The organism is Herbaspirillum sp. YR522 (assembly GCF_000282575.1).
GTDB lineage: Bacteria > Pseudomonadota > Gammaproteobacteria > Burkholderiales > Burkholderiaceae_D > Herbaspirillum.
Genome location: NZ_AKJA01000103.1, coordinates 38,650 through 62,559 on the forward strand (window position 1 = coordinate 38,650; position 23,910 = coordinate 62,559).

The following is a 23,910-nucleotide window of genomic DNA, read 5'->3' on the forward strand; positions in this document are numbered from 1 at the left end:
GACGTCGCCGCTGGGTCACCGCTACGCCTGTGCCTCCAGGCGTTGTGCTGCGTATTGCGCAAGTTCCTGCAGGAAACCGTTGATGTCGCGCTGCAGGACATCGAAGCCTTCGTTCTTCTCGAAGGTCTTTTCATCCATGTAGGTGCCGCGCTTGATCTCTACCTGCACGCTATGCCGCCCCTGTTGCGGGGCGCCGTAGTTGGTCACGATGTAGCCGCCCTGGTATGGGGTGTTGATCAGCACCTTGTAACCCTTGGCGTCGAAGCAGCGCGCTACCCATTCGGTGAACTCCGAGGACGCCGAGGTGCCATTGCGGTCGCTCACCACGATATCCGGACGCACTGCGCCATTGTCCACGTTCATGGCGTTGCCGACCGATTTCATCGAATGGCAATTGATGTGCCAGACCTTGCCGAAACGCTCGTGGGCGGTATCGAGCTGGGCCTTCAATACGCTGTGGTAAGGCAGGTAGTACTGGTCGAGCCGGCCCTTGATCTCGCGTGTGCTCAACTTGCCGGCATACATGGGCACGCCCGGCAACGCATTGAGGCGGATCAGTCCCATGCCGCGCTTGCACGCCGCCGATGGCGCCAGCGGCGTGGGCCAGGGTTCGTCCAGCAGGGTGTCATCGATGTCGTCGGGGGCGCGGTTGGGGTCGATGTAGGCACGCGGGAAACGTGCCGCCAGCAACGGCGCGCCGATACCGGGCGCACCGCTCCAGAGCTCGTCGACGAAGGCATCCCAGGTGGTGTTGAGTGCCTCCGGCGGTGCCACGATGCCGGTGTTGAACGGATAGGTGGTGCCGCTGTGGGGCGAATCGATCACGATGGGCAGATGCCGCTCGGCGGTACCGGGGCGGGTCAGCGCATAGACCTGGTTGATGGATTTGATCATTGCATTGCTTGAAAGTGGATGGGGCGTGAAATATCGGCATCGTTGAGGTGGCACGCCGACCAATGGCCGCTTTCGATTTCCACCAGCGGCGGGCGCTCGCTGCTGCAACGTGGCATGGCATGCGGGCAGCGCGGGTGGAAGGTGCAACCCGACGGTGGATTGAGCGGGCTGGGCAGCTCGCCCTGGATCGGACGGTGCTCCACCACCTTGGCGTCCAGGCGCGGGGCGTCGGCGATCAGCGCCCGGGTATAGGGATGGTTGGGGCGGTCGAACACCGAGCGGGTGTCGGCCAGTTCGACGATGCGGCCCAGGTACATGATCGCCACGCGGTCGGCGATGTATTCGACCACCGCCAGGTTGTGGCTGATGAACAGGTAGGTCAGCCCCTTGGATTCACGCAGGTCCATGAACAGGTTGAGGATCTGCGCCTGCACCGACACGTCCAGCGCCGAGACCGCCTCGTCGCACACCACGAACTTGGGGTTCAGGGCCAGCGCGCGGGCAATCGCGATACGCTGGCGCTGCCCACCCGAGAACTGGTGCGCAAAGCGGGTCGCGTAGCTGGGATCGAGGCCGACCTGCTTGAGCAGCGCGGCCACGAACTCGGGCGCATCCTTCTTCTGCACCAGGCCATGGTAGATCGCCGCTTCGCTGATGACCTGGTCGATGCGCTGGCGCGGGTTGAGCGAGGCATAGGGGTTCTGGAACACCATCTGGATATTCAGGTGGGTCTCGACGCTGGGCTCGGTGATATCGCGCCCGTCGAAGGCCAGGCTGCCGCTGCTGGCCGGCAGCAGGCCGGCGATCATGCGCCCGACGGTGGACTTCCCACAGCCGGATTCGCCGACCAGGCCCAGCACTTCACCGCTCTCGACGGTGAGCGAGACGTCGCTCACCGCATGCACCTTCGGCTGTTGCTTGACCGGCAGCCCGACTTTTCCGGCCAGGCGGGAAAAGCTGCTCTGCTTGTGGCTGAAGCTCTTGGACAAGTTGGTGGTTTGCAGCATGGTGGTCATGATTAGCCCAACGGAAAGAAACAACGATGTTCACGCACGCCTTGGGTGAAGACAGGCGGCACTTGCTGGCACTCGCTACGGGCACGCGCGCAGCGGGGCGCGAAGTGACATCCGCGCGGCAGCGACAGCAGCGGTGGCGTGGCGCCGGGAATCGAATACAGGCGCTTGCCATGGTTCTCGGCGTGCGGCAGCGAATCGATCAGGCCACGGGTATAGGGATGCAGGGGGTCGGCGATGATCTGGTCGACCGGACCGCTCTCGATGACGCGCCCGGCGTACATCACGCACAGGTCGTCGGCCAGGTCCTTGACCACGCTGATGTCGTGGGTGATCCAGATCAGGGCGGTACCGCTCTCGCGCGCCAGGTTCTTCATCTCGTACAGGATCTGGGCCTGGATGGTGACGTCCAGCGCCGTGGTCGGTTCATCGGCGATGATCAGGTCAGGGCTGTTGATGATGGCGTTGGCAATCGCCACGCGCTGGCGCATGCCGCCGGAGAGTTCGTGCGGATAGGCTTTCATCCGCTCGCGCGGCGCCGGAATGCCGACCCGCTTCAAGGCCTCGCACACCTGGTCGTCGATCTCGCCGCGCGAAGCCTTGCGGTGGATCGCCACCGTCTCGGCCAGCTGCGCGCCCACCTTCATGACCGGGTTGAGCGACATCATCGGGTCCTGGAACACCATGGCGATGCGGTCGCCGCGCAGTTCGCTCCAGCGCTTGACCGAAGCGTTACGCAATTCCTCGCCGTTGAACAGGATCTCGCCGCCGGTGATCCGTCCCGGTTGCTCCAGCAGGTTCATCAGCGAGAAGGCCGTCACCGACTTGCCCGATCCGGACTCGCCCACGATACCCAGCACGCGGCCGCGCTCCAGGGAAAAAGAGACATTGTCGAGCGCTCTTGCCACGCCCGCCTCGGTATGGAACTCGGTCACGAGTTCCTTGACTTCCAGTAGTGCCATGATCTTGCCTCAGTGTTCGCCGTAATGACGGACGTGATTATTATTGACGTGGTAAGCCAGCTTAATGGTCCAGCTTCGGATTGAGCGCCACCCGCAGGCGGTCGCCCACCAGGCTGACCGAAATGACCAGCAGCACCAGTGCAATGCCCGGGAACACGCTGATCCAGTACTGGTTGGAAAGCATGTAGTCGAAACCGTTGGAAATGAGCAGGCCCAGCGACGGCTTGGTCTGTGGCAGGCCGATCCCCAGGAAGCTCATGGTCGCCTCCAGCGTGATGGCGTTGGCCATCTGGTTGGTGGTGGTGACGATCAGCGGTGCCATGCAGTTGGGCAGCACGTGGCGAAACATGATGCGACGCGCCGGCAGGCCCTGGCCCAGCGCCGCCTCGATGTATTCCTTGCTGCGCTCGACCATCGCGATGCCGCGCACGTTACGGGCAAAGATGGCCCACTGCACCAGCACCAGCGCCATCAGGGTCTTGTCCACCCCCTGCCCCAGCACCGCCAGCAGCACCAGCGCCACCAGAATGGTCGGGATACTGAGCTGCACGTCAACCACCCGCATGATGATGGCGTCGACCTTGCCACCGAAGTAGGCCGAGATCAGGCCCATGCAGGTGCCCACCGCCAACGCCGCCAGCGCACTGGCCACGCCGATGCCCAGGCTGATGCGCAGGCCGTAGAAGATGGCGCTGAGCATGTCGCGTCCGGCGCCGTCGGTACCCAGCACATAGGTCATCTTGCCGTCGGCGCTTTGATCGCCGGGGCGGTGCTCGGCTTCCATGATCGAGACCTGGGTCAGGTCGTACGGGTCTTGCGGTGCGATCACCGGTGCCAGGATCGCCACCACTACCAGCAGCACCAGCAGCAAGGCGGCGATGGTGCCGACCCGGCTCTTGCGGTAACGGCGCAGCAGCGCCCGGTAGGGATGCTCGGCCGGCGCCGGGGCCGGCTCCATCGGCTGGGGTGAAATGGCTTGGGTGTCTATGTCGTTCATCTTCATCATGGTTCGGCGCGCACGCCGCTCCCTCTCTGTCTGCTCTGCCGTCGAAGCGGCATGGTTCTGTGTCTGGGTGGAATCAGGCGGCCTTGGTGCGCAGTCTCGGGTCGAGCACCAGGTAGAGCATGTCGACCGTGAAGTTGATGATCACGTACAACAGCAACACCACCATCAGGTAAGCCACCACCACCGGCCGGTCCAGCTGCAGCACCGAATCGATGATCAGCTTGCCCATGCCGGGCCAGGCGAAGATGGTTTCGGTGATCAGCGAGAAAGCGATCAGGTGACCGAACTCGATACCCATGACGGTGACGATGGGAATCATCACGTTGGGCATGATATGGCGCACCATCAGGCGCAGCGGGCCCACGCCCTTGGCGCGCGCGAACTTGACGTATTCCTGCACCGCCACTTCACGGGTGCCGGCTTCGGTCATGCGCATGACCAGCGCCACATTGTGCAGGGCCAGGGTACAGGCCGGCAGGATCACGAACTTGATGCCGTCCCAGGTCAGGAAGCTGACCTGGATACCCAGCAGCGAGGTGGTCTCACCGCGCCCGCCGGAAGGCAACCACCCCAGGTTCACCGAGAACACCAGGATCAGGATCAGGCCCAGCCAGAACACCGGCACGGTCACGCCGAAGATCGAGAAGGCCATGGCGAACTTGTGCAGCGCAGTGCCCGGACGCAGGCCCGACCACAGTCCCAGGGGAATGCCGAAGACGGCCGACAGCAGCAGGGCCATGATGGCCAGCTCGAAGGTGGCCGGCATGCGCTCGAAGATCAGGGCAATGGCGGAGCGGTTGAAGACAAACGAATTGCCCATGTCGCCGTGCAATGCATTACCCAGGAAACGCAGGTATTGCTGGTAGACCGGCAAGTCCAGGCCCAGGGCATGCGAGGCACGCTGGATTTCCTCAAGGGAGGCATCGGGTGCCACCAGCAGGTGGATCGGATCGCCCACCAGGTTGATGCCGACAAATGCCAGGATCGACATCACGAATATCACGAGCACGCTTTGCAGCGCCCGCTTCAACATCATCTCAAACATGCTTGCTCTCCACTCCTCTTCTGGGCCCTGCGGCCTCGTCTGCTCGAACCCCACTGGACAAGCATGCTCTTCAAAACTGGTCAGGGCTAGCTGTTCCGGTGCTGGCTTATTCGATACGCTGTATCGTTAAGCGATACTATATATCACGTATCGACACGATGTCAAAATAAACTTGGATGTTTTTAGGGCCTTGCTCATCGGCCGCAAACCCCGTGCGAAAGCGGTGCGCAGCCGTTATTGCATGCACTGCTTTCGCGCCGGTTTTTGCATCGCAGCATGGCATTTGCACCATCGCGATGCGCCCCTTGTCGAGCGCGGTCATTGCATTTGTGGCATCGCCGCAAATCCGGACCGCGGCCGGGCTATCGACTCACCACCGGCAGGATCACGTGCGAGGGACGTTGGGCATCGACGTAGATCCGGTTGGCCGCCACCCGCGGCTCGCTGGCCACGCCTTCGTCGGCGCCGGTATTGGGATTGCAGTCGAAGCGGGGGAAGTTGCTGCTCGACACGTCGACCCGGATCCGGTGCCCGGCCTTGAAAAGATTGCTGGTCGGGAAGGCATCGATGCGGATCCGGTAGACCTGGCCCGGCGTCATCAACGCGGGTTGCTCCCAGCTGTCGCGGTAGCGCACCCGCAGGATGCCGTCCGTCAGGTTCATGGCGTAGCCGTCGGGATAGTCCTCGTTGGGCGGATAGACATCGATCAGCTTGATGGTGAAGTCGGTATCGACGCAGTCCGACGATATCCACAGTTCGGCGCTGACGGCACCTGTTACTTCGACATCCTCCTGCAGCACCGGGCTCTGGAATACCAGCACGTCGGCCCGCGCGGCCAGCGCCTCGTAAGGAGGACGCACCCCGAAGCGGGCGGCATGTTCGTGCTGGTCGAAGGCCCCGCCCACCATCAACGGCTCGCCCGAGGTCACCGCCCCGCCCACCGTGGGCACTGGATGATGCGGGTCGTAGCGATAGGCCAGGTGCGCCTCGGTAGCGGCCGGCTGGTCGGTGGCGAGCAAGCCATCGGCATGCAGGTAGTGCGACTGCAACTGGGTGCCGGGAACCGGCCAGGACGGTTCGGCACGCCATGTGCCGCCATGCTCCATGCGCCCCTGGGCGTTGCGACGCCCGCTGCCGCCGCCCATGACGAACAGGCTCACCGGCGGCAACGGCGATGGCAGCTCCGGGTTGCCCTTGAGCCAACGCTCGAACCAGGCCAGGCGCAGAGCCAGGAAGTCGGGGGCCAGTTGCCCGTCGAGCGTGGCCTCGGGGCCGAAATCGACGTCGCCGGCGTAGGTCAGCGAACGGTTGCCGTGGGTCCATGGCCCCAGGATCAGGTTCACCGGATTTTTCTTCTTGCCCACCAGGCCCATGTAGTTTTCGGTAGCCGTGCGTGGATAGGGGTCGAACCAGGACGACATGTGGACCATGGCGGCGTCGCAGAAACGATCGTGATAACCCTGCGCGTACAGGCCGGGCCGGCGCCAGTAGGCATCGAACTTGCCATGGCGCCATTGCTCGAACAGGTATTGCTCGTACTCCGGGGCCAGTTGCAGGGGCGAATTTCCGGGCGTCCACTCCAGGCTGCGCTCGAACCACTCGCGCATGTCGACATCGCGCAGGGCGTCGGCACGCGCCTCGTCACGCAGCACCTCGGGGCTTTCCAGCGCCTGGCGCAGCGCCCAGGTCGCCTGCTTCATCTCGAACGCGCCGCCCTGGCGGATGCCGCCCTGGTAGGCGTTGGAAAAACCGCCCGAATCCATGAACATGGCCACCACGCCCGGCGCCCCCAGGCTGGCCAGCGCCGCTTGCGTATGGGCCGCGTACGACAGGCCCATGGTACCGATGCGACCGGCGCTCCAGTCCTGGCGCACGATCCAGGCGCAGGTATCGTAGCCGTCCTCGGCGTCGCTGGTGTATTTGACGAATTCGCCTTCCGAGGCGTAGCGGCCGCGACAATCCTGGTAGACCACGGCATAGCCATGCTGCACGAAGTAGCTGGCCACCTGTTCGCGGGTCAGGGTCTCGGCGTTGCTGGCACTGCGCTCGCTGCGACTGGGAAGATGCTTGCCATAGGGCGTGCGTTCCAGGATCACCGGCGACTGCACGCCGTCGCGCGACTGCCGGGGCAGGTAGATATCGGTCGCCAGCAGCACGCCATCGCGCATCGGCACCATCACGTTGCGCAGCACGATCGGCGCCGCATCGGCCGGGGTGGAAGTGGCAGGAGCACCGGCGACGGCATGGCCATCGGCGGCATTGTGGAGTTGGGTTGGAATAGTACGTGGGCGCATAGTCTGATGAAATGGATGAATGCAAGGCCCCCTCCGAGGCTGGCGCAGGCCAGCGGCGGATCCCGGGTATTGCGAAAAAAGCGGGGGGTGAATCAAAAAAAGCGACGTCACGTATGACGCCGCAGATCGCACCGGCACTTGGCCGGTCCAGTTTTTATTCGTCGTCCAACAGAGGCCAACCCCCTCCACCTCCCCTGCTGGCAACGTCTTATGTTATTTGGGACGGATATCCATGGCCATCGTGAAACCATCGGCACGCGGCGTGATGGTCAGGGTCTTCTTCATGGCCCAGGCCGAGTTGAGGTGCAGCAGCGGGATGATGGCGCCATCGTTCAAGGCCAGCGACGCCGCCTTCTGCTGCAATTGCTCACGGGCTTTTTCGTCGGTGGTGGCGGCAGCCTTGTCGATCAGGTCGTCGACTTCCTTGTTGCTGTAGCGGCCATAGTTGCTCACGCCGGTCACCTTGGCCTTGTCGAACGAGTGGACGGACGACACCAGGCCGGTCAGCGAATCGCCGGTCACCGCGCCGTTACCCACCAGGAACACGCTGAACTCGGGCTCGCCGTTGGGACCGCCACCGAAGGCGCGGGTCTGGAACACCGAATAAGGCATGGTCGACACACCGGTCTTGATGCCGATCTGGCTGAATACCTGCGCTACCGCTTCGCACAGCTTGGCGTCGTTGATATAGCGGTTGTTGGGGCAGTGGATGGTCAGGTTGAAGCCCGACTGGTAACCGGCCTCGGCCAGCAGCGCCTTGGCCTTGGCCAGGTCGTAGGCCGGCAGCTTGAGCGCAGGGTCGTAGCCGAAGAAGCCCTTGGGGACCAGCTGAATCGCCGCGGTGGCATCGTCCTTCATCAGGAACTTGATGATGCCGTCGCGGTTGATGGCGGTCATCAGGGCCTGGCGCACCTTGGGATTCTTCAGCGGATTCTTGGCCAGCGGCTTGTCGTCGTCGCCCTTGATATAGGGCGAGACATCGCGCGACTGGTCCAGCGCCAGGTAGTTGAGCATGTACGAGGTGATCGACGCCAGCTGGTAGTTCCTGAACGACGCTTCCATGTTGGAGGTGATGTCGTTGATGATGTCGACCGAGTTCGACAGCAGTGCCGCCGCCCGTGCAGGTTCACGCGGGATGAACTGGAAGGTCACCTTGTCCCATGGCTCCTTGTCGCCCCAATAGTCGGGGTTCTTGGCCAGCGTCAGGCTCTGGCCGTGCGCCCAGGTGGCGAACTTGTAGGGACCGCTGCCGATGGCCGACTTGCCATTGGCAAAACTCTCTTCATTGACGGTGTCGCCCAGCGACTTGGGCAGGATCGCGATCAGGCCCACGTTCTCGGGCAGCGTCGGGCTGACCCGCTTGGTCTTGACCTGCAGCAGCAGCGGGCCGGTCACCGACACCGACTCGACATCCTTGAGGTAGGAGCGGAACGTGCGCGGACCGGACAGGCCCATGGCGCGGTCGATCGAATATTTCACATCGTCGGCGGTAAGCGCGGCACCGTTGGTGAACTTGACGTTGGGGCGCAGCTTGAATTCCCAGGTGGTCGGGTTGACCATGCGCCAGGACAGGGCCAACGATGGCTTGGGGCGTAACTGGTGGTCTTGCGCCACCAGAGAATCGTAGACGTGTGCCCAGATGTTGCGATTGGCACCGTTGAGCACATGTGGATCAGCAGAAGTGACTTCTGCCTTGAAACCGATCTTCAGGTCGGCGGCGACAGTGGCGCCGCTAACGCAGATGGATGCGGCCAGGCATAACATTGCCAGCCCTCTTCTTGCTGCTCTCAACATGGTTTCACCTTTCGTGATTTGTTTCACTAGAGAATACAATATATCGACAAACAATACTTTTTTCTGCCAGCGATTGCAGCGCCGGCGCTCTTGCGGCAAAAAAGCCAATCCCGAATCCGGGATTGGCAAAGAGGGCTCCTCAAGAGACAGAAGGTCACACTACTACAACAGCAATCAGAAACGATGCAGGATGCCCAAGGCCAGCGCGTTCTGGTTGTTGTCCACACCAGGCGCGCCATTGCTGGTCAAGCCTGGGTTATACATGTCCTTGGCGCGCAGGTTTGCCAGCATGCCGTAGACCAGGGTGCGCTTGGACAGGTTGTAGTCCGCACCCAGCACCAGTGCAGTCAACTTGCCGTTGTTGTTGGCGCCGATGAAGTTGAAGCGCGAATGGATCACGCTTCCCTTGAGCAGCCAGTTGCCCAGGGTGTAGTCGGCGCCCACATCATAGATATTGGCCTTGTCGTTGTTGATGCCGCCGGCCGTGAAGGCTGCGGTACCAGCGGTGGCAGCGAAGGTCGAGGCGAAGTTCGGCGCCGCGCCCGACGAGGCGTTGAGCAAAGGCTGCTTCACGTTCGACCACTCGCCGCGCAACTTCAACGCGCCCAGCTGGTAGCTCGAACCCAGCATGAAGACCTTGGTACAAATGGAACCGGTCGCGCCTGCCGCACTGTTACAACCGGCATTGCTCGATGCGCCCTGGTCGCTGCTGGTGTTGCCGGTGCCGATGGTGGCCGCCTTGCGCGATTGCCAGTAGGCGAAGCCGATGCCGAACGGACCGCCGGTATAGTTACCGCCGAAACCGACCGACTGGCCTGCCTTGTTGTCGCCGGCCTGCTCGCCGAAGGCATAGGTCAGGTTACCCTGGAAGCCGCCGAACTTCGGGGTCAGGTAATAGATCATGTTGTTGGCGCGCTCGCCGGTGGAACGGTCGAGGTTGTTGCCATGCACCTTGCCGGTGTAGGGCAGCATGCGCGATGCGGTCGAATATTGGTTGGCGATGAAGTCGGTATAGTCCTTGCGGCGACCGACCTCGATGCTACCGGCCGAACCCGACAAACCGATGGTGGTGCGACGACCGAATGTCAGGCCACCTTGGCCCGATGCGCCGTTATCGATGGTAAAGCCACCCTCGATGACGAAGTTTGCCTTGAGACCACCGCCGAGATCTTCCGTGCCGCGAAAGCCCAGGCGAGACTGGGTGTACTGGCCCGAATCCAGGCCGATACGGCTGGCGGTGGCGCGAGCGCCCGATGCAGGCGTGGTGACCTTGTCCACGTAACCCAGGCCGGCGGTCACGACACCATAGATCGTCACGTTGCTTTGCGCGTGCGCCACACCCACGGCCCCCATGCACAGCAACATCATTGCTGACTTCTTCATTTACCTCTCCCTTTTGTTTAGGCCTGTCGACATCGAGTCGACGACTCCAGTCAATCACCATCGTTTCGCTAACCAATCCGACGTAACGATAGACGACATGGTAATAAGGCTATTCGTCAACGTCAACAGTGTTTCACTAATAAATATAGCGTATCGAATAGCGATACATCAATGAATCATTGTGGGGCGAAAAACCGCCTTCCTGCATCTTTTTCGCGCAGCATTGCACCGCGCAAATGCAGACGGGGAGCGGTTTCTCGCAAAATGCACTAAAACATTTTCGCGCGGATGCAACAGTGCCCTCGCAAACCCGCCGCAGCGCAAAAAAAAATCAGGTTTTTTTTCGCTGTCCCGCCATGAGCTCATCATTGCGTTGTGTGCGATGCAACAAACGCAATCCCCTGAAAACGCTCATTGCGGTCTTTCCAATGGCCTATCGCCCGTCCAATGTGTGACATACGGACAACAGCAAAGGCCTGGCTGCGCGGACGGACAAAAAAAAACGCAGCCGGGAAAGGCTGCGTGGAGGCGATGCGATGACGACCGGAGCCAATTGCGGCTTCAGGCGCCTGAATAACCGAGCGATGCAGAAAAGCGGCTGGCGGCGAACTTCAGGATATCCACATACTTGCCCAATTTATCCTTTGGCACGCGGGTGACCGGGGCCGTCATCGACAGCGATGCGATCACCGCGCCGGTGGCGTCGCGAATGGGCGCGGCCACCGCCACCATGTCGGTGGTCTTTTCCGAAAACGAGGTGCTGTAGCCGTCGACCAGGATCTTCTTGATCTCGCGCTTGAGCTCGGTGCGCTTGACGATGGTATTGGGCGTGTAGCGTTCGAGCTTGCCGCTGAGGATGTCTTCCTGGATCTGTTCCGGCGCATGCGCCAGCAGCAGCTTGCCGGAAGCGCCGACGAACAGCGGGCGTCGGTCGCCCAGCTGGCTGTGTACGCGCAGCGCATGCGGGGCATCCCACCAGGCCACGCAAACCGTCTCGGCGCCGTCGCGAATACGTACCAGCACGCTTTCGTTGCACTCGCGGCCGATGGTCTCGAGCATGTCGTTGGCCACCGTGATCAGGCTCAGCTGCGCCTGCGCCGCACTGCCGATGATCAGGGCCCGGTAGCCCAGGCTGTAGGAGGCTGCCGGCAGCTGGCGGCGCACCAGTCCGCATTCTTCGAGGGTGGTCAGCAAACGAAAGGCGCGGGCCTTGGTATTGCCCGACAGGCGCGCCAATTCGGTGACGCCCTTGCCGCTTTCCTCTGCCACCAGAAACAGGAGTTCAATTGCCTTGCTTACCGCGTCGACGGTATATGTCATAGATGTTCCTTTTGTTGCACGCCTTCATCGCTGGGTGCCCTTTATTCTTTACGGTGCAAAGGTCGACTTGCCGCTCGGCATCATCGCGCGCGCCATATCCCCGCTACCATAACTGGTCATTCTCGCAGAAGGCTTTACAACTGTCAGCCCTGCATCGGTGGACAGTCATCCAGCATCATCACACGCCATCGTTGGCAGGACGCATCGCCGCAGTCACCGCAAACGGTGGCCGGGCATACCATTTCAACAAGAGGTGCGGCTCGGCTGCATTGGCCGACAGACGGGCGCGCGATTGACTCGGCGCTAAAATGATACATTGTTTTATTTGAAGAAACAACGGCGCAAGCGCCACCGCGCAGGCCCGCCCAAGAGGGGCCCGCGCGGCGGCGCTTGCGCACCCACCAGATGGATGGCGGTCTTCAGGCGGCCAGCATGGTCGCGGCCGAGTGGCCCGGCATTTCCGTTTCCTGCTGGTATTCCCAAGGCCAGCGCAGGTAGGTGTCACGGTCGGCCGGCATCGAGAAGTCCGGCACGTACATGTCCGGCCCTTCGCATCGATAGATGCTGAAGGTGCCGGTGCGGTTGCCCAATGCCTCGCAGTATTGCCGGGAGCGCGCAAAGGTCCAGCCGCTGCCGCAGACATCGTCGACCAGCAGGATGCGCCGGGCGCGCGGGGCGCGCTGCTCGCCATCCAGGAAGTGCGGCCGGGGGTTGCGCCGGTTGCAGACCAGGTAGTCGATGGGCAGCCCGGTGTGGCGGGCGATCAGCGCCGCCACCGGACTGCCGGCACGCAGGATGGCCACCAGCAGATCGTAGTCGCGCACGATCTCGGCACGGTGCGTCAACACCATGGCCTCGACATCCGACCAGGCCACGTCGACGGTACGCGAGAAGTTCATCCAGTCGGGCGGCGCCTCGCGGGCGATATCGAGCGTCATCGTTTTTCTCCCGGCGCGCGCGTGGTTGCATCGTACAACTGGCTATCGGCCGAGATGCTCGAGTCCATTGTGCGCAACCGGTCGTCGGTGGCGCCCCTATCCTCGGGCGCGATGTCGGGGTCAGCATGCACGCCGGAAAAACTGTCCCATTCCCGTGGCGGCTGGTCCGAATGCATGCTTTCGAAGCGCTCGGGCTCGTACCCGCTCGATGCGATCGTGCTCAGTCGCGTCGGCTCGTGCTCGTCCCCTCTCGATACGACGGTACTGCGCCGCGTGGAGTCGTTCTCGTCCGCTGGGGGAATGAATTCCCGCGGGATTTCGCGCATCTCGGGCTCGGTCCCGCCAAGCGGCCAGTCCGCTCTGTGCTGTGACCAGGTGCGATCCGGCTCGACGCGCGGATAGCGCTGGTCCACGGTAGTCCCGTCCTGCAAGGCCTGGCGCAAATTGCCCTGCAGCGCCGATTGGCGCATCGTGATCTTGTCACGTGCATTGCCTGCACTGTCCTGGCGAGCGCTGATCTTCTGCGCCAGGATGGCTTGTTGCCGGGGATCTTGCTCATTCGCCAGGCGCAGCTGGTAAGTCTCGATGCGGCCCTCGTGGAACTTGGCCTTGGCATCCGACCAGGAATTGGCGATGCCGGTCATCCACTTGAGGCGGCGGTTGTCCACCGGCTGGAAGAAGTGGGCATCCGAATAGGCCTGCGCCCGCTCGGCCACTCGGCTGGGCCTCGCCGGCGCCACGTCGCTGCTTGCGCTGCGTTCCACATAACGGGCCTGCGGACGACGCGCCCGCAGGTAGCCGATCAACTGTTCACGCTCGTTGTCCATCTGTTCAATTGTCGCCCCCAGCTCAAGATTGCCGCCGAGGGCGGCGCGGTTGACCTTGCGCTGGGCGGCGTTATCCTGCCGGGCCATCATGAAATGATCGCGCCGTGCTGGCGACAGGTCGGTCTGGCGCGCGCGGATTGCATTGGCCTGCTCCTGGGCCAACAGCGCTGCATTGTGTACCCCCAGCTTGATGTGTTGATAGACGCTGCGCACGCGGCTCACGTCACCGTCCTGGTATTGCGCGGTGACCTGTGCCGAGGTCTTGACCGCAAAGGGCGAAGGCCTGCCGTAGCTCATCTTGAGGGAATACCCGTCGGCGCTGGTCAGGTAATTCGGGCGATAGGACCTGACCACCGCGTCCGACATATCCAGTGGCGTGAATCCGGACGCGTCGAGATCACGGCGAAAGCCCGCCGTGGCGTCCTCGACAGCTTCGTCCAGGTTGCCCTTGCGGGCCTGTTGTCCAATCTCGCGCTTGTATCGATAGCGCTGCTGTTTCAGGTCGTAGTGCCGATCGACCTGGTCGCTCTGGTCGCTGCGCTTTTGCGCCAGGTCAGAGGCGAGGTCTTCGTCGGCGCGCACTTCCGGGCGCATGGCATCGAAACGCTTGGCCACGCCGATGCGCGCCCGGGCCGCGCTGGCGCGTCCGCTGGCCGCCATGCTGCGCGCGCCGAGCGCCATATCGCCGAGCTTGTTGACGGCGCCGGCAAAGGCTTGCACCTTGGGGTTGGCGCTCTTGGCCAGCCAGTTCGAATAACGATTGCCGAGGCTGGGGCGAAAATTCGATCGCTCTGCGCTGCGGATCTGGGTCGGGTCGGAAACATGGCTGTAATAGACGCCGCTGGTGCCATTGATGGGTTGGGTCATGATGATTCCCGTGGATGGGTTCAAGGTGTTGCGGTTTCGGGCGCCAGGAAATGGTCGATACGCCACTGCTGCGCCTGCTGGGCCAGGTTCACCATCAGCCCCAGCAGCAAAGGCGGGGCCATCGCAGCCAGTTCGTAGCGATAGCCCAGCGCCACGCGCCGGTCGGGCGCCAGCATGAAGGTGGGTGCCAGCTGGCTGTAGATGACCATGTTCGCTTCCAGCAACGCAGCATAGGCCTCGGCCAGCCGCTCGGCGGGTGCTTCGCCGAAATCGCAATACACCATTAGGTGGTCGGGCGCCGTGTCCTCGTCGTATTCGAGATGGAAATCGATGCCTTCGACCTCGACCGCATAGCCCTGCAGCAGCAGTTCGTGCTGCTCCAGCCGGGCCAGCGTACAAAAGTCCTTGGCAAGATTGATAAAGCGCTGTCGGGACATGGTTTCCTCTTAATGTTGAAGTCACCATGGGTGATGCACGACGGGAATAGGGTTCCGCTTCGTGAGCATCCTTGAGGAAAATTGCCGTTTGGGAAAGGTTGCGCCGGCGCCGTCCAGACAAAAACGCCGAAGCCTGCACTGGCAGGGCTTCGGCGTCGGACCGACGACGGCGCTGGGAACGTGGCGTCAGCGCTTGGCGCTGTTGAGCATGTCGTGCAGCTCGAGGCGGTTGTAGGCCACGCGCAGCGCATCGCGCGCACTGACGCTTTTCTTGAGCACCAGTTGCAGCAGCACTTCGTTGAGGCTGCGCGACATGTTGTCTTCCTTGCGCTTCATGAAATCACCAATCAGGTGCAACTTGGACGGATCGGTGATGAACGGCGCGATCTGCTGGTTGTTGTTGAACACCATTTCACTGGCCATGACATGATGCTGGCCGTCCTCGGACGGCAGCAGGCTCTGGAACACCACGCCCACCAGGGTCTCGGCCAGGGTGGCGGCGCGCTGGTTGCGCTGGTCCTGGGGGAAGAAACCCAGCAACTTGCTGATGGCCCGCACCGCACTACTGGTGTGCAGCGTGGCGAGCACCAGGTGACCGGACTCGCCGGCATGCAGCACCGTGTCGGCGGTATCGAAGTCGCGGATCTCGCCCACCATCAGCACATCGGGCTTCTGCCGCAGGGCTTCGCGCAGGCCGGACGAGAAGCTTTCGGTGTCGGTCGGTACCTCACGCTGTGAGATCATCGATTGCTTGCGCTGCAGTTCGTACTCGATCGGCTCTTCAATGGTGATGATGTGACCGTGCCGGGTCGAATTGATATGGTCCAGCATCGAGGCGATGGTGGTGGTCTTGCCGGCGCCGGTGGGGCCGGTCACCAGGATGATGCCCTTGGTCGCCTCCAGCACGGTCTTGATATAGCTGGGCAGGCCGGTGCCTTCCAGCACCAGCGGCTCCAGCGGGAAGCGCCGGATCGAGACCGCTACCTTGGTGCCGCGCGAGATGCGGAAGATATTGCAACGCAGGCGCCATTCCCCGAGCACGAAGGGGCAATCGATGGCGCCATCGATGATCTTGTCCTCCCAATCCTCGTCGATGGCCGCCAGCAGCGGGCCCAGCGACTCGATGGAGACCGGCATGTCGTTGGACGGCTGCCAGCCTCGCGGGGTCTTGAGCATGAGCGGCTGGTCCTGCTCGATGTGGATATCCGAAAAAGTTTGCGGGGAGTTGACCAAGGCCAGCAACTCCCGTTGGAGGTCTCGGGCAAGGAAATGATCATTTGACATTCAGCCACCTGATTTGTAAGCGGTCTTGATGGAGAGGGCGTTGCACGGCTCGCCTGTTCTTTCCGACATGTTGTTGACACCCTGCATCTCATGCATACCGATGTACCACGCGGCCCGGGTAGTGGGAGCAGATCTACCCATCGGTTCAACTAAGACATCGTACCAAGGGAGTCTACTATACCTGCTCACGCGGTCGCAAATGTTCAAGAATGCTCAACGATTTAGATTTTCTGCAGGTCTCCACCCGATGGGAAACCTATAAAAAAATGAGCAAATACCTGATTGACGAGCGAAAAATCAGGGATTTGCGCCATGCCCGAGGGCTCCCCCGATGTCAACCGGCACGGCGCAGCTTTACTAACATTTATCGCGACGCCTGGGCAATTATCTCTTTGGGTATGTTTTTGTATACCTTTTGCGCATACTTGATCCGCAGTTGGGGATTACGCGCATTGTAAGCGCCCACGGCTTCCCACGTAAGTCCCATGCGTTGCATGTTCTGCGCCAGGATCCAGGCGCCCACCTGCAGGTTCACGCACGGATCCTTCAGTTGTTCCTCGGTCACGCCGTACTTGCGCAAGGTCGGTAGCCAGCTGCTGTTGATCTGCATCATGCCGATATCGTAGCTGCCGTTCTTGTTGCGGTTCATGGCCTCGGGATTGAGGTTGGACTCGGTCTTGGCGATCGCATACAGCAGGTGCACGTTCACGCCGTACCAGGAAGCCACCTCGTTCCAGCAGGCTACCGCCGGTGCGCAGGCCAGGCAGGCCAGGATCAGCGCGGCGGTCTGCAGCAGCAGGCGCACCAGCCAGCGGGGTCGTTCATGGTGAATAGGTTCCATTTGCGTATCTCATTGTCTTGTCGGCGCCGCAGATAAGCGGCACGTAGTTACTGTCCATGACGATCGTGCCCACCGGGAAGGTGATATGGGTGGTGTTTTCCCAGGGATCGTATTCCGAGTAGTGGCAAGGCGCGCCGGGAGTGAAGTAGTTGATCCCGACCGACACTGCCGGCGACGACGTCCAGCGATTGACCTGCAAGCCTTCAGTGACGACGTTGTGGGCCACATAGACATCTTTTGCATTGACCGCACGCGCTGCATTGACATCGCGGTCTGCAGTAATGTCGTTGCTACTACTAATGTCTCCAGTGGCATGGATAGTTCCGGCGGCGACGATATTTTGCGAGGCATTGAGGTTGCCGGTATTGACGTCGCCCGCGGTCAAGGTGCCCGGCACGCTCATGTTGCCGCTCTGGTCCACCGCCAGTGCTACCCAGTTCGAGCCGTTGAAGGTGAAGGCGCGCGACAGTCCCTTGACCATGCGCACGTCACCCACCGTATTGCCGGCGCCGGGCAGGTTGGCATAGTTCTGTACCGGGTCCTTCCACTGCGAGGGCGAACTCCAGACGTTATTGGTGCCGCATACCAGCAGGCCGCGCGTGACCGAGTCGATGGCAACGGCGGCCCGGTTGACGCCATCGGCATCGAGGCAACTGGCACCGGAGCTCACCAGGGCCACGTCGGCCATGCGAATCGGTGTATTCATCCGATTGAGCTCGGGCCGTCCCGGCACGGCGTTGCGGTAGAGGAAATCGGCCGACGATTGCCCGGGGCCGCCGAAGAACAGGTTGGACGCCAGGTGACCACCATCGGCGGCATTACCGGTCAGGTTGGTGGCACCGGTGCAGGTCGTGGAGCGATAGGAAGAGGTGCTGCTGCTCCAGCTGCTCCCCTTGGCATTGCCGAAATCCGACGCACTGATATAGCCGCCATTGGGCCCCGCATTGGCGGCAATCACCGGCAGCACCTTCTCGGGGATCGGATCGCCTCCGGTGGTGACCACCAAGGCATCGAACTTGCCAGGGTTGCCCGTGGGATCAGGCTGGCGAATCAGCACGCACGGCGTCTGCCCGTAGACATTCTTGGCACCCATCCCATCCGGCAGGAATTTTCCCGTCTTCAGTTGGGCCACGCCTACTGCCAGCAGCGACCCTGCACCCGGCAGCGAAGTCGTCAGCGTGGCGGCGTTGGCTGCGATGTATTTCTGTCCCGCCGCCACGACCTGCGACTGGTAATACGATGCCTGCTGGCCCTTGGTGTCCTCCAGCGAGGTGTCCATCATGGTCGACAGGCTCATCACGAGGATGGCGCCAATGGCAAGCGCACCGAGGATTTCGAGCAACGCGATGCCGCTCTGGCGGCGCAGGGAGGAAGGAGGACGGATCGGCATCATATTCATTTGATCATTGCGATCCACACCGGCGCACCGTTGGGAATCGACATGGCGGAAATGGCGGTGGTCGGGATCAGGGTGTCGCCGGCGACCGGCGACTGCAACCTGTTGGTGGTGCTGTCGTAGATGCCGAATAGCACCGAGTTCTGCGCCAGGCTGGCCAGTTCGGCATTGAGGTTGCGCTCTGGCAGCGCGGTGGCGTAGATGTAGATGACGCCGGTGGCGTCCCGGAAATTGTTCCATGCCAGCGGCGCGGCCTGCTGGTAAAGGCGGCTCCACGACGGCAGGTAGCCGCCGCTCTTGAGGACCGCCGTGCTCACGGTGTTATAGCTCGATGCGTGTTCGCTGAAATAATTGATGACAGCGTTGCGATAGATGCCCATCTCGGCAGCCATGCTGGCCGCCTGCGCGGCCTGGACGTTGTCAAGCGTCTCGGTGTTCCTGGTCGCATAGACCCCGGCCACCGCGATCAGGATGGCCATTACTGCGGCGTTCCACATGGGGAGCCCTCCGTCAGGTCGGGCTGGCGGGCGCAGCTGCGCTCGCCAGCGCATTCTTTACAGCGTCGGTATTCAGCTCGATGTGTAGACGATGGAGTTGTCGTCTGCCGAACATTGGGTAGTGGCATTGGCAGCGGTGACCGGGAAGGTGGTAACGGCAGCGTTGGCATTGCCCTTGATGGAAGTCCAGCCATTGGCGCCCGAGAGCATGCTCACGCACACATCCTTCGGCACCGAGGGATAGGTGATCGTGAAACCGGTACCTGCCCCGACGATATCGACCGTGCCGCCCCAGCTGTTCTTGAGCGTGGTGCCGTCGGCAGCCAGCGTGCCGGGCGCGGCCTTGGCTGTCTGCAGCAGCGCGGGAATACCGGTGGTCGGATAAGTCTGCCCCATGTAGAGCTTGCGCACCGCGGTGCGAAGTCCGATCACCTCTTCGTTGGCCTGGTTCGACTTGGCGCTACCGAAAGCCCCCGTCAACAGCGAGATCGCCCCCATCACCACGATCGCGGCGATGCCCAGGTAGGCGATGCCTTCGAGCAGCGAAGCCCCGTGCTGGCGCGCCACCTTGCTGTTGGAGCGAATCGATTTTCCCTTTAAACCATTCATTTTCTCGACGACCATGATTAACCCCTGTTTTTCAAAAAAGAACTGCGTTGAACAAATCAATGAGCGCGGGCCAATGCCGCGATTTCCTGCTGTATTCCAAAAAACCCGATCACCAGCCAACCGATCACGACCGCCATGGTGACGACGGCCAGGCCGTTGACCAGCTTCATGCGCAGGGAAATGACTTCCACCCCCTGCTCCATCCATTCGTCGGCCATCAGTTGCAAGGCGTCGGCAAAGCCCTTGTACTCGGCATAGACGCACAGGTCGTCGATCACTTCCTTGGATGGAAACTGATAGCCCGTATTGCGTAGCGCCTCGCCGCAGTTCAGGCCCGAACGCACCCCCAGCAGCGCACCATCGAGCCGTTCGCGCAGCCAGGGCTGGGCACCGTTGGACAGCCGCATCAAGGCCTTCTCGACCGTCACGCCGGCGCCTTGCAGCGCCGAGAACGCCAGCAGGAAGCCGCTGCCGACCATCAGGCGATAGATCGAATAAGGCGGTGCGCGATCGGCCCAGATGCGAACAGTGCCGCGCCAGCGCGGCATCGACACGAACAGGATCACCAGCGCCGCACCGATGCCCAGCAAGGTCCATCCCATCCAGTTCTGCACCCATAGCGACATCAGGTACAGCGAACGCGCCGCCCCCTGCCACTTGTTGGGGTCCATCATGGTGGTGAACTGCGGAATGACCTTGGCGCCGAACAGGTAGATGTACGACAGCACCAGGCCCAGGATCGCCAGCGGATAGGCCATCCCGCCCACGATGACGCTGTTGATCTTCTTGCGCGCCTGCACCACGTTGACCACCGAGATCAGGGTCGACTCCAGCTTGCCGGACTGCTCGCCGGCCATCAGGATCATCTGCTCCGACTTGGGCACCCAACCGTCCAGCGCTTCCGACAGCAGGCGTCCGTTCTGCACGCTGCGGCGGCAATCGTCGAGGATGATCGCCAGCGGTTCCTTGGGCTTCTTGCCGTTGTACGACTCGCGGTCGCGCAATTCTTCCAGTACCTTCAACAGCGGCAAGCCATTACTGAGCATCTTGGACATCTTGCGATACAGGCGCAGCCGCGCCGTATCGGTGAACTGCGTCTTGGCCCACAGGCGGTTGATGTCAGGTAGCACTGCGGTTCTCCACGACGGTCAGAAAGGGCAACACCGGGGTATGGTCATAGACCAGGTGGCCCACCACCCGCTCGGCCATGCGCGGGTCGAGTTCGCCGCAGGCGACCTTCTCGATGGCATGCTCGAGCATGGTCTTGCCGCCCAGTTCGTTGATCCAGTATTTCAACGCCTCGGTTTTCTCGCCCTGGCGCACCAGGCGGAAGAAGTGGTCGTCCGGGATGATGATCTCGGCCACCACCGAGCGCCCCACGGTGCCCTGCCCCTTGCATTCGTCGCAGCCGGGACCGGTCACGCAGACGCCCTCGAGGTTGGCCGACACCGCTTGCCGCACCCGCGCCAGCATGGCCGGCGGCAGCGCCTCCGGGTGCTCGGCCAGCGACTGCCGGCAGCAGGGGCACAGCTTCTTGACCAGGCGCTGGCTGATCAGGCCGGTCACCACGTTATGGTCGGCCACCAGGCTGGCCGGCAGGCCCAGGTCCAGCAGCCGGTCGACGATGGCCAGGGCGCTGTTGGCGTGTACCGTGGTCCACACCTGGTGGCCGGTCATCGAGGCGCGCAGCGCGTTCTGTGCCGTGGCGCGATCGCGCACCTCGCCGATCATGATGGTGTCGGGGTCCAGTCGCATGGCGTTGGAGATGGCCGCGGCAAAGGCGCGCGAGCGTTCTTCCTCGCTGCCGGCGTTGGTCACCGCGGTCTGCACCGCGCCCTCGATCGGGTATTCGACCGGGTCCTCGATGGTCAGCACGTGCAGCTTGCCTTCGGCCTCGATGATCTCGCCGGTCAGCACTCGTTGCAGCGTGGTCGACTTGCCCGAACCGGTAGGGCCGCTGATGATGTTCAAGCCAACCGGTTGTTCCTTGAGCTTTTGCAGCGCGATCGCATGGGCCTCGGAAAAACCCAGCGGACGCAGGTCGATGTTGTCGCCGGCATCGTTGTAGAGCAGGCGCATCACCATCACCGAGCCTTCGCTGGTGGGCACGGTGGCGATGCGCACGCCGTATAGTGCGGGCGGCAGCTTGTCGCGGTCGGCGATGGCCGCATCCTGGCGTTCGGTAGGCTTGTAGGAGCTGTCCGAGACCGAGGTCATGGCGCCATACAGCGTGGCCAGCAGGCGCTCGCCGTATTCGCGGGTCTGGCCACCCACCGGCACCAGGTCGTTGTGGATGCGAAAGTAGATCTCGGTGCAGTTCTTGCGCACCCGCAGGTGGATATCCGAGGCGCGTGAACGGCAAGCCTTGTTGAGCAGGTCCTTGGCGGTGACCTGCATCATCGTGTGTTCCTGATGGCGCTCCTCGGGCAGCACGCCACCGATACGGTTGATGCGGTAGATCACCTCGATACCGCTCGGCTCCACCTTGTAGGCCTGCCCCAGGCGTTCCAGCCGCCCCTGATAGGACATGACATGGGGATTGAGCTCCTGGCCGGCCACCACCAGCAGACGGCCGTCACCCAACAGGCACAGCAACTTCCGCTCTTCCTGGCTGGCTTCGAACAGACCGGCGTGGCTCAACACCTGCTCGCCGTCGAAGCGTGGTACGTCGTCCTGGTTGCCGGCGAGCGTGCCTTGCGGCTGTTCGCGGCGTCGTGGCAGGCGCAGTTTCATCTTGCCACTCCCCGTCCCGGGTTGCTGGCCACACCAACGGCCGGCGCCGGGAAATTGGGATTGAAACCGTTGAGCGAGGGCGCATACATGCCCAGCCGGAACTGGCGGCCCTTGTTGCTGGCCAATACCTCGCGTGGATGCACGGCGACGATCTTCATGCCCCCTGGCAGTGTGTCACCCTGCTGCACATCGACCAGGCTGCCATCGCCCAACTGCAGCGTGGCATACATGCGGCTGCCGATGCCTTCGATGGCGCGCACCACCGGCTCGCCCACTGCCTCGACCTGGTTCTGGCTCTGCGCCAGGGCCGCGGTCATGCTTTGACGGGCGGCGATCTCGTTCTGCCTGGTGACGATGCTGGACTGCACCTCGAGCTGCTTTTCGCGTGCCTTGAGCACCATGGTCTCGGCTTCGATGCGGGTCAGGCTTTCCGAGGTGCTTTCGGCATGGGCCGCGGACACGCTCCAGGCGGCTGCCACCAGCAACGCGATGACGGATTTATTTTGCATAGATCGTACCCTCCATGATCCACTGGGATCCTTGATAAACCACCTTGTCGAGCCGCACACCTGGCCGGTTGAGAATCTCGGCGATCTCCAGCGGCTCCACGCCGCCGGCGCCCAGCTTGAATAGATAACTGCGCCAGTTGGGCTGCCATTGCTGGTCGCCCGCATTCATCTGCGGCACTGGCGCCACACTGACCTTGATCGGCACTCCCATCATCTGCAGTCGCGACAGCAACGGTTCGAGCGTCTTGCGGCTGTCCTGCAGGTCTTCGTTATGCGGCGCCTGCAGCTTCAGTGGTCGCACGTAGCTGGCGCGTTCCCCGGCCGGCTCCATGGTGACGTCCGGCAGTTGCTCGCGCAGCATGGCAACGGTGGATGCGCCACGCCCCCAGGCATAGGTCTGCGACTCCTGGGTGCAGGTGTAGGACTCCAGCAGCCAGCCACCCGCGGTGGGATGGGTGAACTGCTGCTGGCAGGTCCGCATCAGGCTCACGGGGGAAGCCTTCTTGGCCCACGGGCGTGCCGCCACCGAGGCTTCGCGCATCAGTCTCTCGCGCACCTGCTGCATGGCGATCTCGCGTTCGCGCTCCAGCTTTTTTTCCTGGTAGATCTTCCAGCCGTACCCGCCGACCAGCACCACCGCGCCGATCACGCTGGCCGCTGCCGCCATGGGCATCCAGCTGGGGCGCCCGCCGATCTGGCGCATGCCCCACCACTTGTGGACGCGGATGCTGCCGTCCGCACGCTGCGGGATGAAGCTCTTGATGTCGCGCGGCTGGAAGTTGTGGAAGCCGAACGAGCGTAATTCGTCTTCGCCCAGCACCACGTTCCAGCCACCGAGCGCATAGTCGTTGTGCAGGCGGTCGAGCACTTCTTCCTTGGTGCCGGCAAAGTCGCCGTTGGGCAGGAAGTTGGCGTCGCGCACGGCAAAGTAGACCCAGTTGCCATCGGGCAGCTTGAAGGCGCCCAGCCAGTTGTGCACCGGTTGCTGCTCGCCATCGTAGAACGCACCTTCGATGGCCAGCGTCTTGGACACCACCGCGGCCAGCGAAAACGTGCCTCGCTTGATGCCATCCCTGGTCTGGGCAAACCCGGCCTGGGCGGTGGTATGGTCCATCCGGACCACCATCAGGTCCGAATCGATGCGGCGTCCCAGTTCGGCCGCCTCGCGATTGAGTTCGCGCGGCTTCGACAGCGACTGCCAGAACAGGCCGCAGACGAACTTGTGCTTCTCTATGGTGGTGATATAGCCGGCCATGTCATC

The 23,910-nt window shown here is 62.6% G+C and carries 22 protein-coding genes; all 22 read right to left on the bottom strand.

The genetic code is table 11. The features are described from left to right. Positions 1-21: 21 nt before the first annotated feature. Positions 22-894: an N-formylglutamate amidohydrolase gene (locus PMI40_RS13095; protein WP_008116110.1), complete on the bottom strand. Its 873-nt coding sequence runs from the start codon at positions 892-894 to the stop codon at positions 22-24. Continuing rightward, positions 891-1,910 carry an ABC transporter ATP-binding protein gene (locus tag PMI40_RS13100; RefSeq protein WP_008116111.1) on the bottom strand — a complete coding sequence of 340 codons (1,020 nt, stop codon included), beginning with the start codon at positions 1,908-1,910 and terminating at the stop codon, positions 891-893. Before PMI40_RS13100 ends, PMI40_RS13095 begins: the two co-directional genes overlap by 4 nt. Positions 1,911-1,912: 2 nt before the next feature. Then, a complete protein-coding gene (locus PMI40_RS13105; protein WP_008116113.1) occupies positions 1,913-2,869 on the bottom strand; it encodes an ABC transporter ATP-binding protein in 957 nt (318 codons plus the stop codon). Between the two features lie 61 nt (positions 2,870-2,930). Continuing rightward, on the bottom strand, positions 2,931-3,875 hold the full coding sequence (locus tag PMI40_RS13110) for an ABC transporter permease (protein ID WP_008116115.1): 945 nt from the start codon (positions 3,873-3,875) through the stop codon (positions 2,931-2,933). A 73-nt stretch (positions 3,876-3,948) separates the two neighbouring features. Beyond that, complete coding sequence (locus PMI40_RS13115; RefSeq protein WP_008116118.1) at positions 3,949-4,920, bottom strand: ABC transporter permease; 972 nt, start codon at positions 4,918-4,920, stop codon at positions 3,949-3,951. Positions 4,921-5,056: 136 nt separating this feature from the next. Further along, positions 5,057-5,242 carry a hypothetical protein gene (locus tag PMI40_RS23940; protein ID WP_157221536.1) on the bottom strand — a complete coding sequence of 62 codons (186 nt, stop codon included), beginning with the start codon at positions 5,240-5,242 and terminating at the stop codon, positions 5,057-5,059. A gap of 40 nt (positions 5,243-5,282) precedes the next feature. After that, on the bottom strand, positions 5,283-7,214 hold the full coding sequence (locus tag PMI40_RS13120) for a CocE/NonD family hydrolase (protein WP_008116120.1): 1,932 nt from the start codon (positions 7,212-7,214) through the stop codon (positions 5,283-5,285). A gap of 213 nt (positions 7,215-7,427) precedes the next feature. Beyond that, entirely contained in the window at positions 7,428-8,978 is a 1,551-nt protein-coding gene (locus PMI40_RS13125; RefSeq protein ID WP_008116123.1) for an ABC transporter substrate-binding protein, read from the bottom strand. Positions 8,979-9,182: 204 nt separating this feature from the next. After that, positions 9,183-10,391 (bottom strand): porin, encoded by a 1,209-nt coding sequence (locus tag PMI40_RS13130; RefSeq protein ID WP_008116125.1) that lies wholly within the window; start codon positions 10,389-10,391, stop codon positions 9,183-9,185. Between the two features lie 561 nt (positions 10,392-10,952). After that, entirely contained in the window at positions 10,953-11,711 is a 759-nt protein-coding gene (locus tag PMI40_RS13135) for an IclR family transcriptional regulator (RefSeq protein ID WP_008116127.1), read from the bottom strand. Positions 11,712-12,130: 419 nt separating this feature from the next. Then, positions 12,131-12,649, bottom strand: a complete 519-nt coding sequence (locus PMI40_RS13140; RefSeq protein ID WP_008116129.1) for a phosphoribosyltransferase — start codon at positions 12,647-12,649, stop codon at positions 12,131-12,133. Then, complete coding sequence (locus PMI40_RS13145) at positions 12,646-14,343, bottom strand: hypothetical protein (protein WP_008116131.1); 1,698 nt, start codon at positions 14,341-14,343, stop codon at positions 12,646-12,648. Before PMI40_RS13145 ends, PMI40_RS13140 begins: the two co-directional genes overlap by 4 nt. 20 nt (positions 14,344-14,363) lie before the next feature. Continuing rightward, the gene (locus tag PMI40_RS13150) at positions 14,364-14,780 is read right to left on the bottom strand and encodes a CesT family type III secretion system chaperone (protein ID WP_008116132.1); all 417 of its coding nucleotides are present in this window, start codon (positions 14,778-14,780) and stop codon (positions 14,364-14,366) included. Positions 14,781-14,966: 186 nt separating this feature from the next. Then, positions 14,967-16,064: a type IV pilus twitching motility protein PilT gene (locus PMI40_RS13155; RefSeq protein WP_008116134.1), complete on the bottom strand. Its 1,098-nt coding sequence runs from the start codon at positions 16,062-16,064 to the stop codon at positions 14,967-14,969. 364 nt (positions 16,065-16,428) lie between these two features. Then, positions 16,429-16,905: a lytic transglycosylase domain-containing protein gene (locus PMI40_RS13160; RefSeq protein WP_008116136.1), complete on the bottom strand. Its 477-nt coding sequence runs from the start codon at positions 16,903-16,905 to the stop codon at positions 16,429-16,431. Beyond that, positions 16,886-18,304, bottom strand: a complete 1,419-nt coding sequence (pilV, locus tag PMI40_RS13165; RefSeq protein ID WP_008116138.1) for a shufflon system plasmid conjugative transfer pilus tip adhesin PilV — start codon at positions 18,302-18,304, stop codon at positions 16,886-16,888. The genes PMI40_RS13160 and pilV overlap by 20 nt, the downstream gene beginning before the upstream one ends. After that, positions 18,301-18,798 carry a type IV pilus biogenesis protein PilM gene (gene pilM / locus PMI40_RS13170; RefSeq protein WP_008116140.1) on the bottom strand — a complete coding sequence of 166 codons (498 nt, stop codon included), beginning with the start codon at positions 18,796-18,798 and terminating at the stop codon, positions 18,301-18,303. The genes pilV and pilM overlap by 4 nt, the downstream gene beginning before the upstream one ends. A gap of 72 nt (positions 18,799-18,870) precedes the next feature. Further along, a complete protein-coding gene (locus PMI40_RS13175) occupies positions 18,871-19,407 on the bottom strand; it encodes a type 4 pilus major pilin (protein WP_040502034.1) in 537 nt (178 codons plus the stop codon). A 56-nt stretch (positions 19,408-19,463) separates the two neighbouring features. Next, positions 19,464-20,537, bottom strand: a complete 1,074-nt coding sequence (locus PMI40_RS13180; protein WP_008116144.1) for a type II secretion system F family protein — start codon at positions 20,535-20,537, stop codon at positions 19,464-19,466. Continuing rightward, complete coding sequence (locus PMI40_RS13185) at positions 20,527-22,140, bottom strand: GspE/PulE family protein (RefSeq protein ID WP_008116145.1); 1,614 nt, start codon at positions 22,138-22,140, stop codon at positions 20,527-20,529. The genes PMI40_RS13180 and PMI40_RS13185 overlap by 11 nt, the downstream gene beginning before the upstream one ends. After that, a complete protein-coding gene (gene pilP / locus PMI40_RS13190) occupies positions 22,137-22,649 on the bottom strand; it encodes a type IV pilus biogenesis protein PilP (protein WP_008116148.1) in 513 nt (170 codons plus the stop codon). The genes PMI40_RS13185 and pilP overlap by 4 nt, the downstream gene beginning before the upstream one ends. Next, entirely contained in the window at positions 22,639-23,904 is a 1,266-nt protein-coding gene (gene pilO2 / locus PMI40_RS13195; protein WP_008116150.1) for a type 4b pilus protein PilO2, read from the bottom strand. The genes pilP and pilO2 overlap by 11 nt, the downstream gene beginning before the upstream one ends. Positions 23,905-23,910 lie beyond the last annotated feature (6 nt).

Bases quoted from the DNA above. Each gene is read 5' to 3' on its own strand.
- pilO2 (WP_008116150.1), bottom strand. From the start codon at position 23,904: ATGGCCGGCTATATCACCACCATAGAGAAGCACAAGTTCGTCTGCGGC.
- pilM (WP_008116140.1), bottom strand. From the start codon at position 18,798: ATGTGGAACGCCGCAGTAATGGCCATCCTGATCGCGGTGGCCGGGGTC.
- pilP (WP_008116148.1), bottom strand. From the start codon at position 22,649: ATGCAAAATAAATCCGTCATCGCGTTGCTGGTGGCAGCCGCCTGGAGC.
- PMI40_RS13140 (WP_008116129.1), bottom strand. From the start codon at position 12,649: ATGACGCTCGATATCGCCCGCGAGGCGCCGCCCGACTGGATGAACTTC.
- PMI40_RS13155 (WP_008116134.1), bottom strand. From the start codon at position 16,064: ATGTCAAATGATCATTTCCTTGCCCGAGACCTCCAACGGGAGTTGCTG.
- PMI40_RS23940 (WP_157221536.1), bottom strand. From the start codon at position 5,242: ATGACCGCGCTCGACAAGGGGCGCATCGCGATGGTGCAAATGCCATGC.
- PMI40_RS13175 (WP_040502034.1), bottom strand. From the start codon at position 19,407: ATGAATGGTTTAAAGGGAAAATCGATTCGCTCCAACAGCAAGGTGGCG.
- PMI40_RS13105 (WP_008116113.1), bottom strand. From the start codon at position 2,869: ATGGCACTACTGGAAGTCAAGGAACTCGTGACCGAGTTCCATACCGAG.
- PMI40_RS13115 (WP_008116118.1), bottom strand. From the start codon at position 4,920: ATGTTTGAGATGATGTTGAAGCGGGCGCTGCAAAGCGTGCTCGTGATA.
- PMI40_RS13100 (WP_008116111.1), bottom strand. From the start codon at position 1,910: ATGACCACCATGCTGCAAACCACCAACTTGTCCAAGAGCTTCAGCCAC.
- PMI40_RS13125 (WP_008116123.1), bottom strand. From the start codon at position 8,978: ATGTTATGCCTGGCCGCATCCATCTGCGTTAGCGGCGCCACTGTCGCC.
- PMI40_RS13150 (WP_008116132.1), bottom strand. From the start codon at position 14,780: ATGTCCCGACAGCGCTTTATCAATCTTGCCAAGGACTTTTGTACGCTG.
- PMI40_RS13135 (WP_008116127.1), bottom strand. From the start codon at position 11,711: ATGACATATACCGTCGACGCGGTAAGCAAGGCAATTGAACTCCTGTTT.
- PMI40_RS13095 (WP_008116110.1), bottom strand. From the start codon at position 894: ATGATCAAATCCATCAACCAGGTCTATGCGCTGACCCGCCCCGGTACC.
- PMI40_RS13130 (WP_008116125.1), bottom strand. From the start codon at position 10,391: ATGAAGAAGTCAGCAATGATGTTGCTGTGCATGGGGGCCGTGGGTGTG.
- PMI40_RS13160 (WP_008116136.1), bottom strand. From the start codon at position 16,905: ATGGAACCTATTCACCATGAACGACCCCGCTGGCTGGTGCGCCTGCTG.
- PMI40_RS13145 (WP_008116131.1), bottom strand. From the start codon at position 14,343: ATGACCCAACCCATCAATGGCACCAGCGGCGTCTATTACAGCCATGTT.
- PMI40_RS13120 (WP_008116120.1), bottom strand. From the start codon at position 7,214: ATGCGCCCACGTACTATTCCAACCCAACTCCACAATGCCGCCGATGGC.
- PMI40_RS13185 (WP_008116145.1), bottom strand. From the start codon at position 22,140: ATGAAACTGCGCCTGCCACGACGCCGCGAACAGCCGCAAGGCACGCTC.
- pilV (WP_008116138.1), bottom strand. From the start codon at position 18,304: ATGAATATGATGCCGATCCGTCCTCCTTCCTCCCTGCGCCGCCAGAGC.
- PMI40_RS13110 (WP_008116115.1), bottom strand. From the start codon at position 3,875: ATGATGAAGATGAACGACATAGACACCCAAGCCATTTCACCCCAGCCG.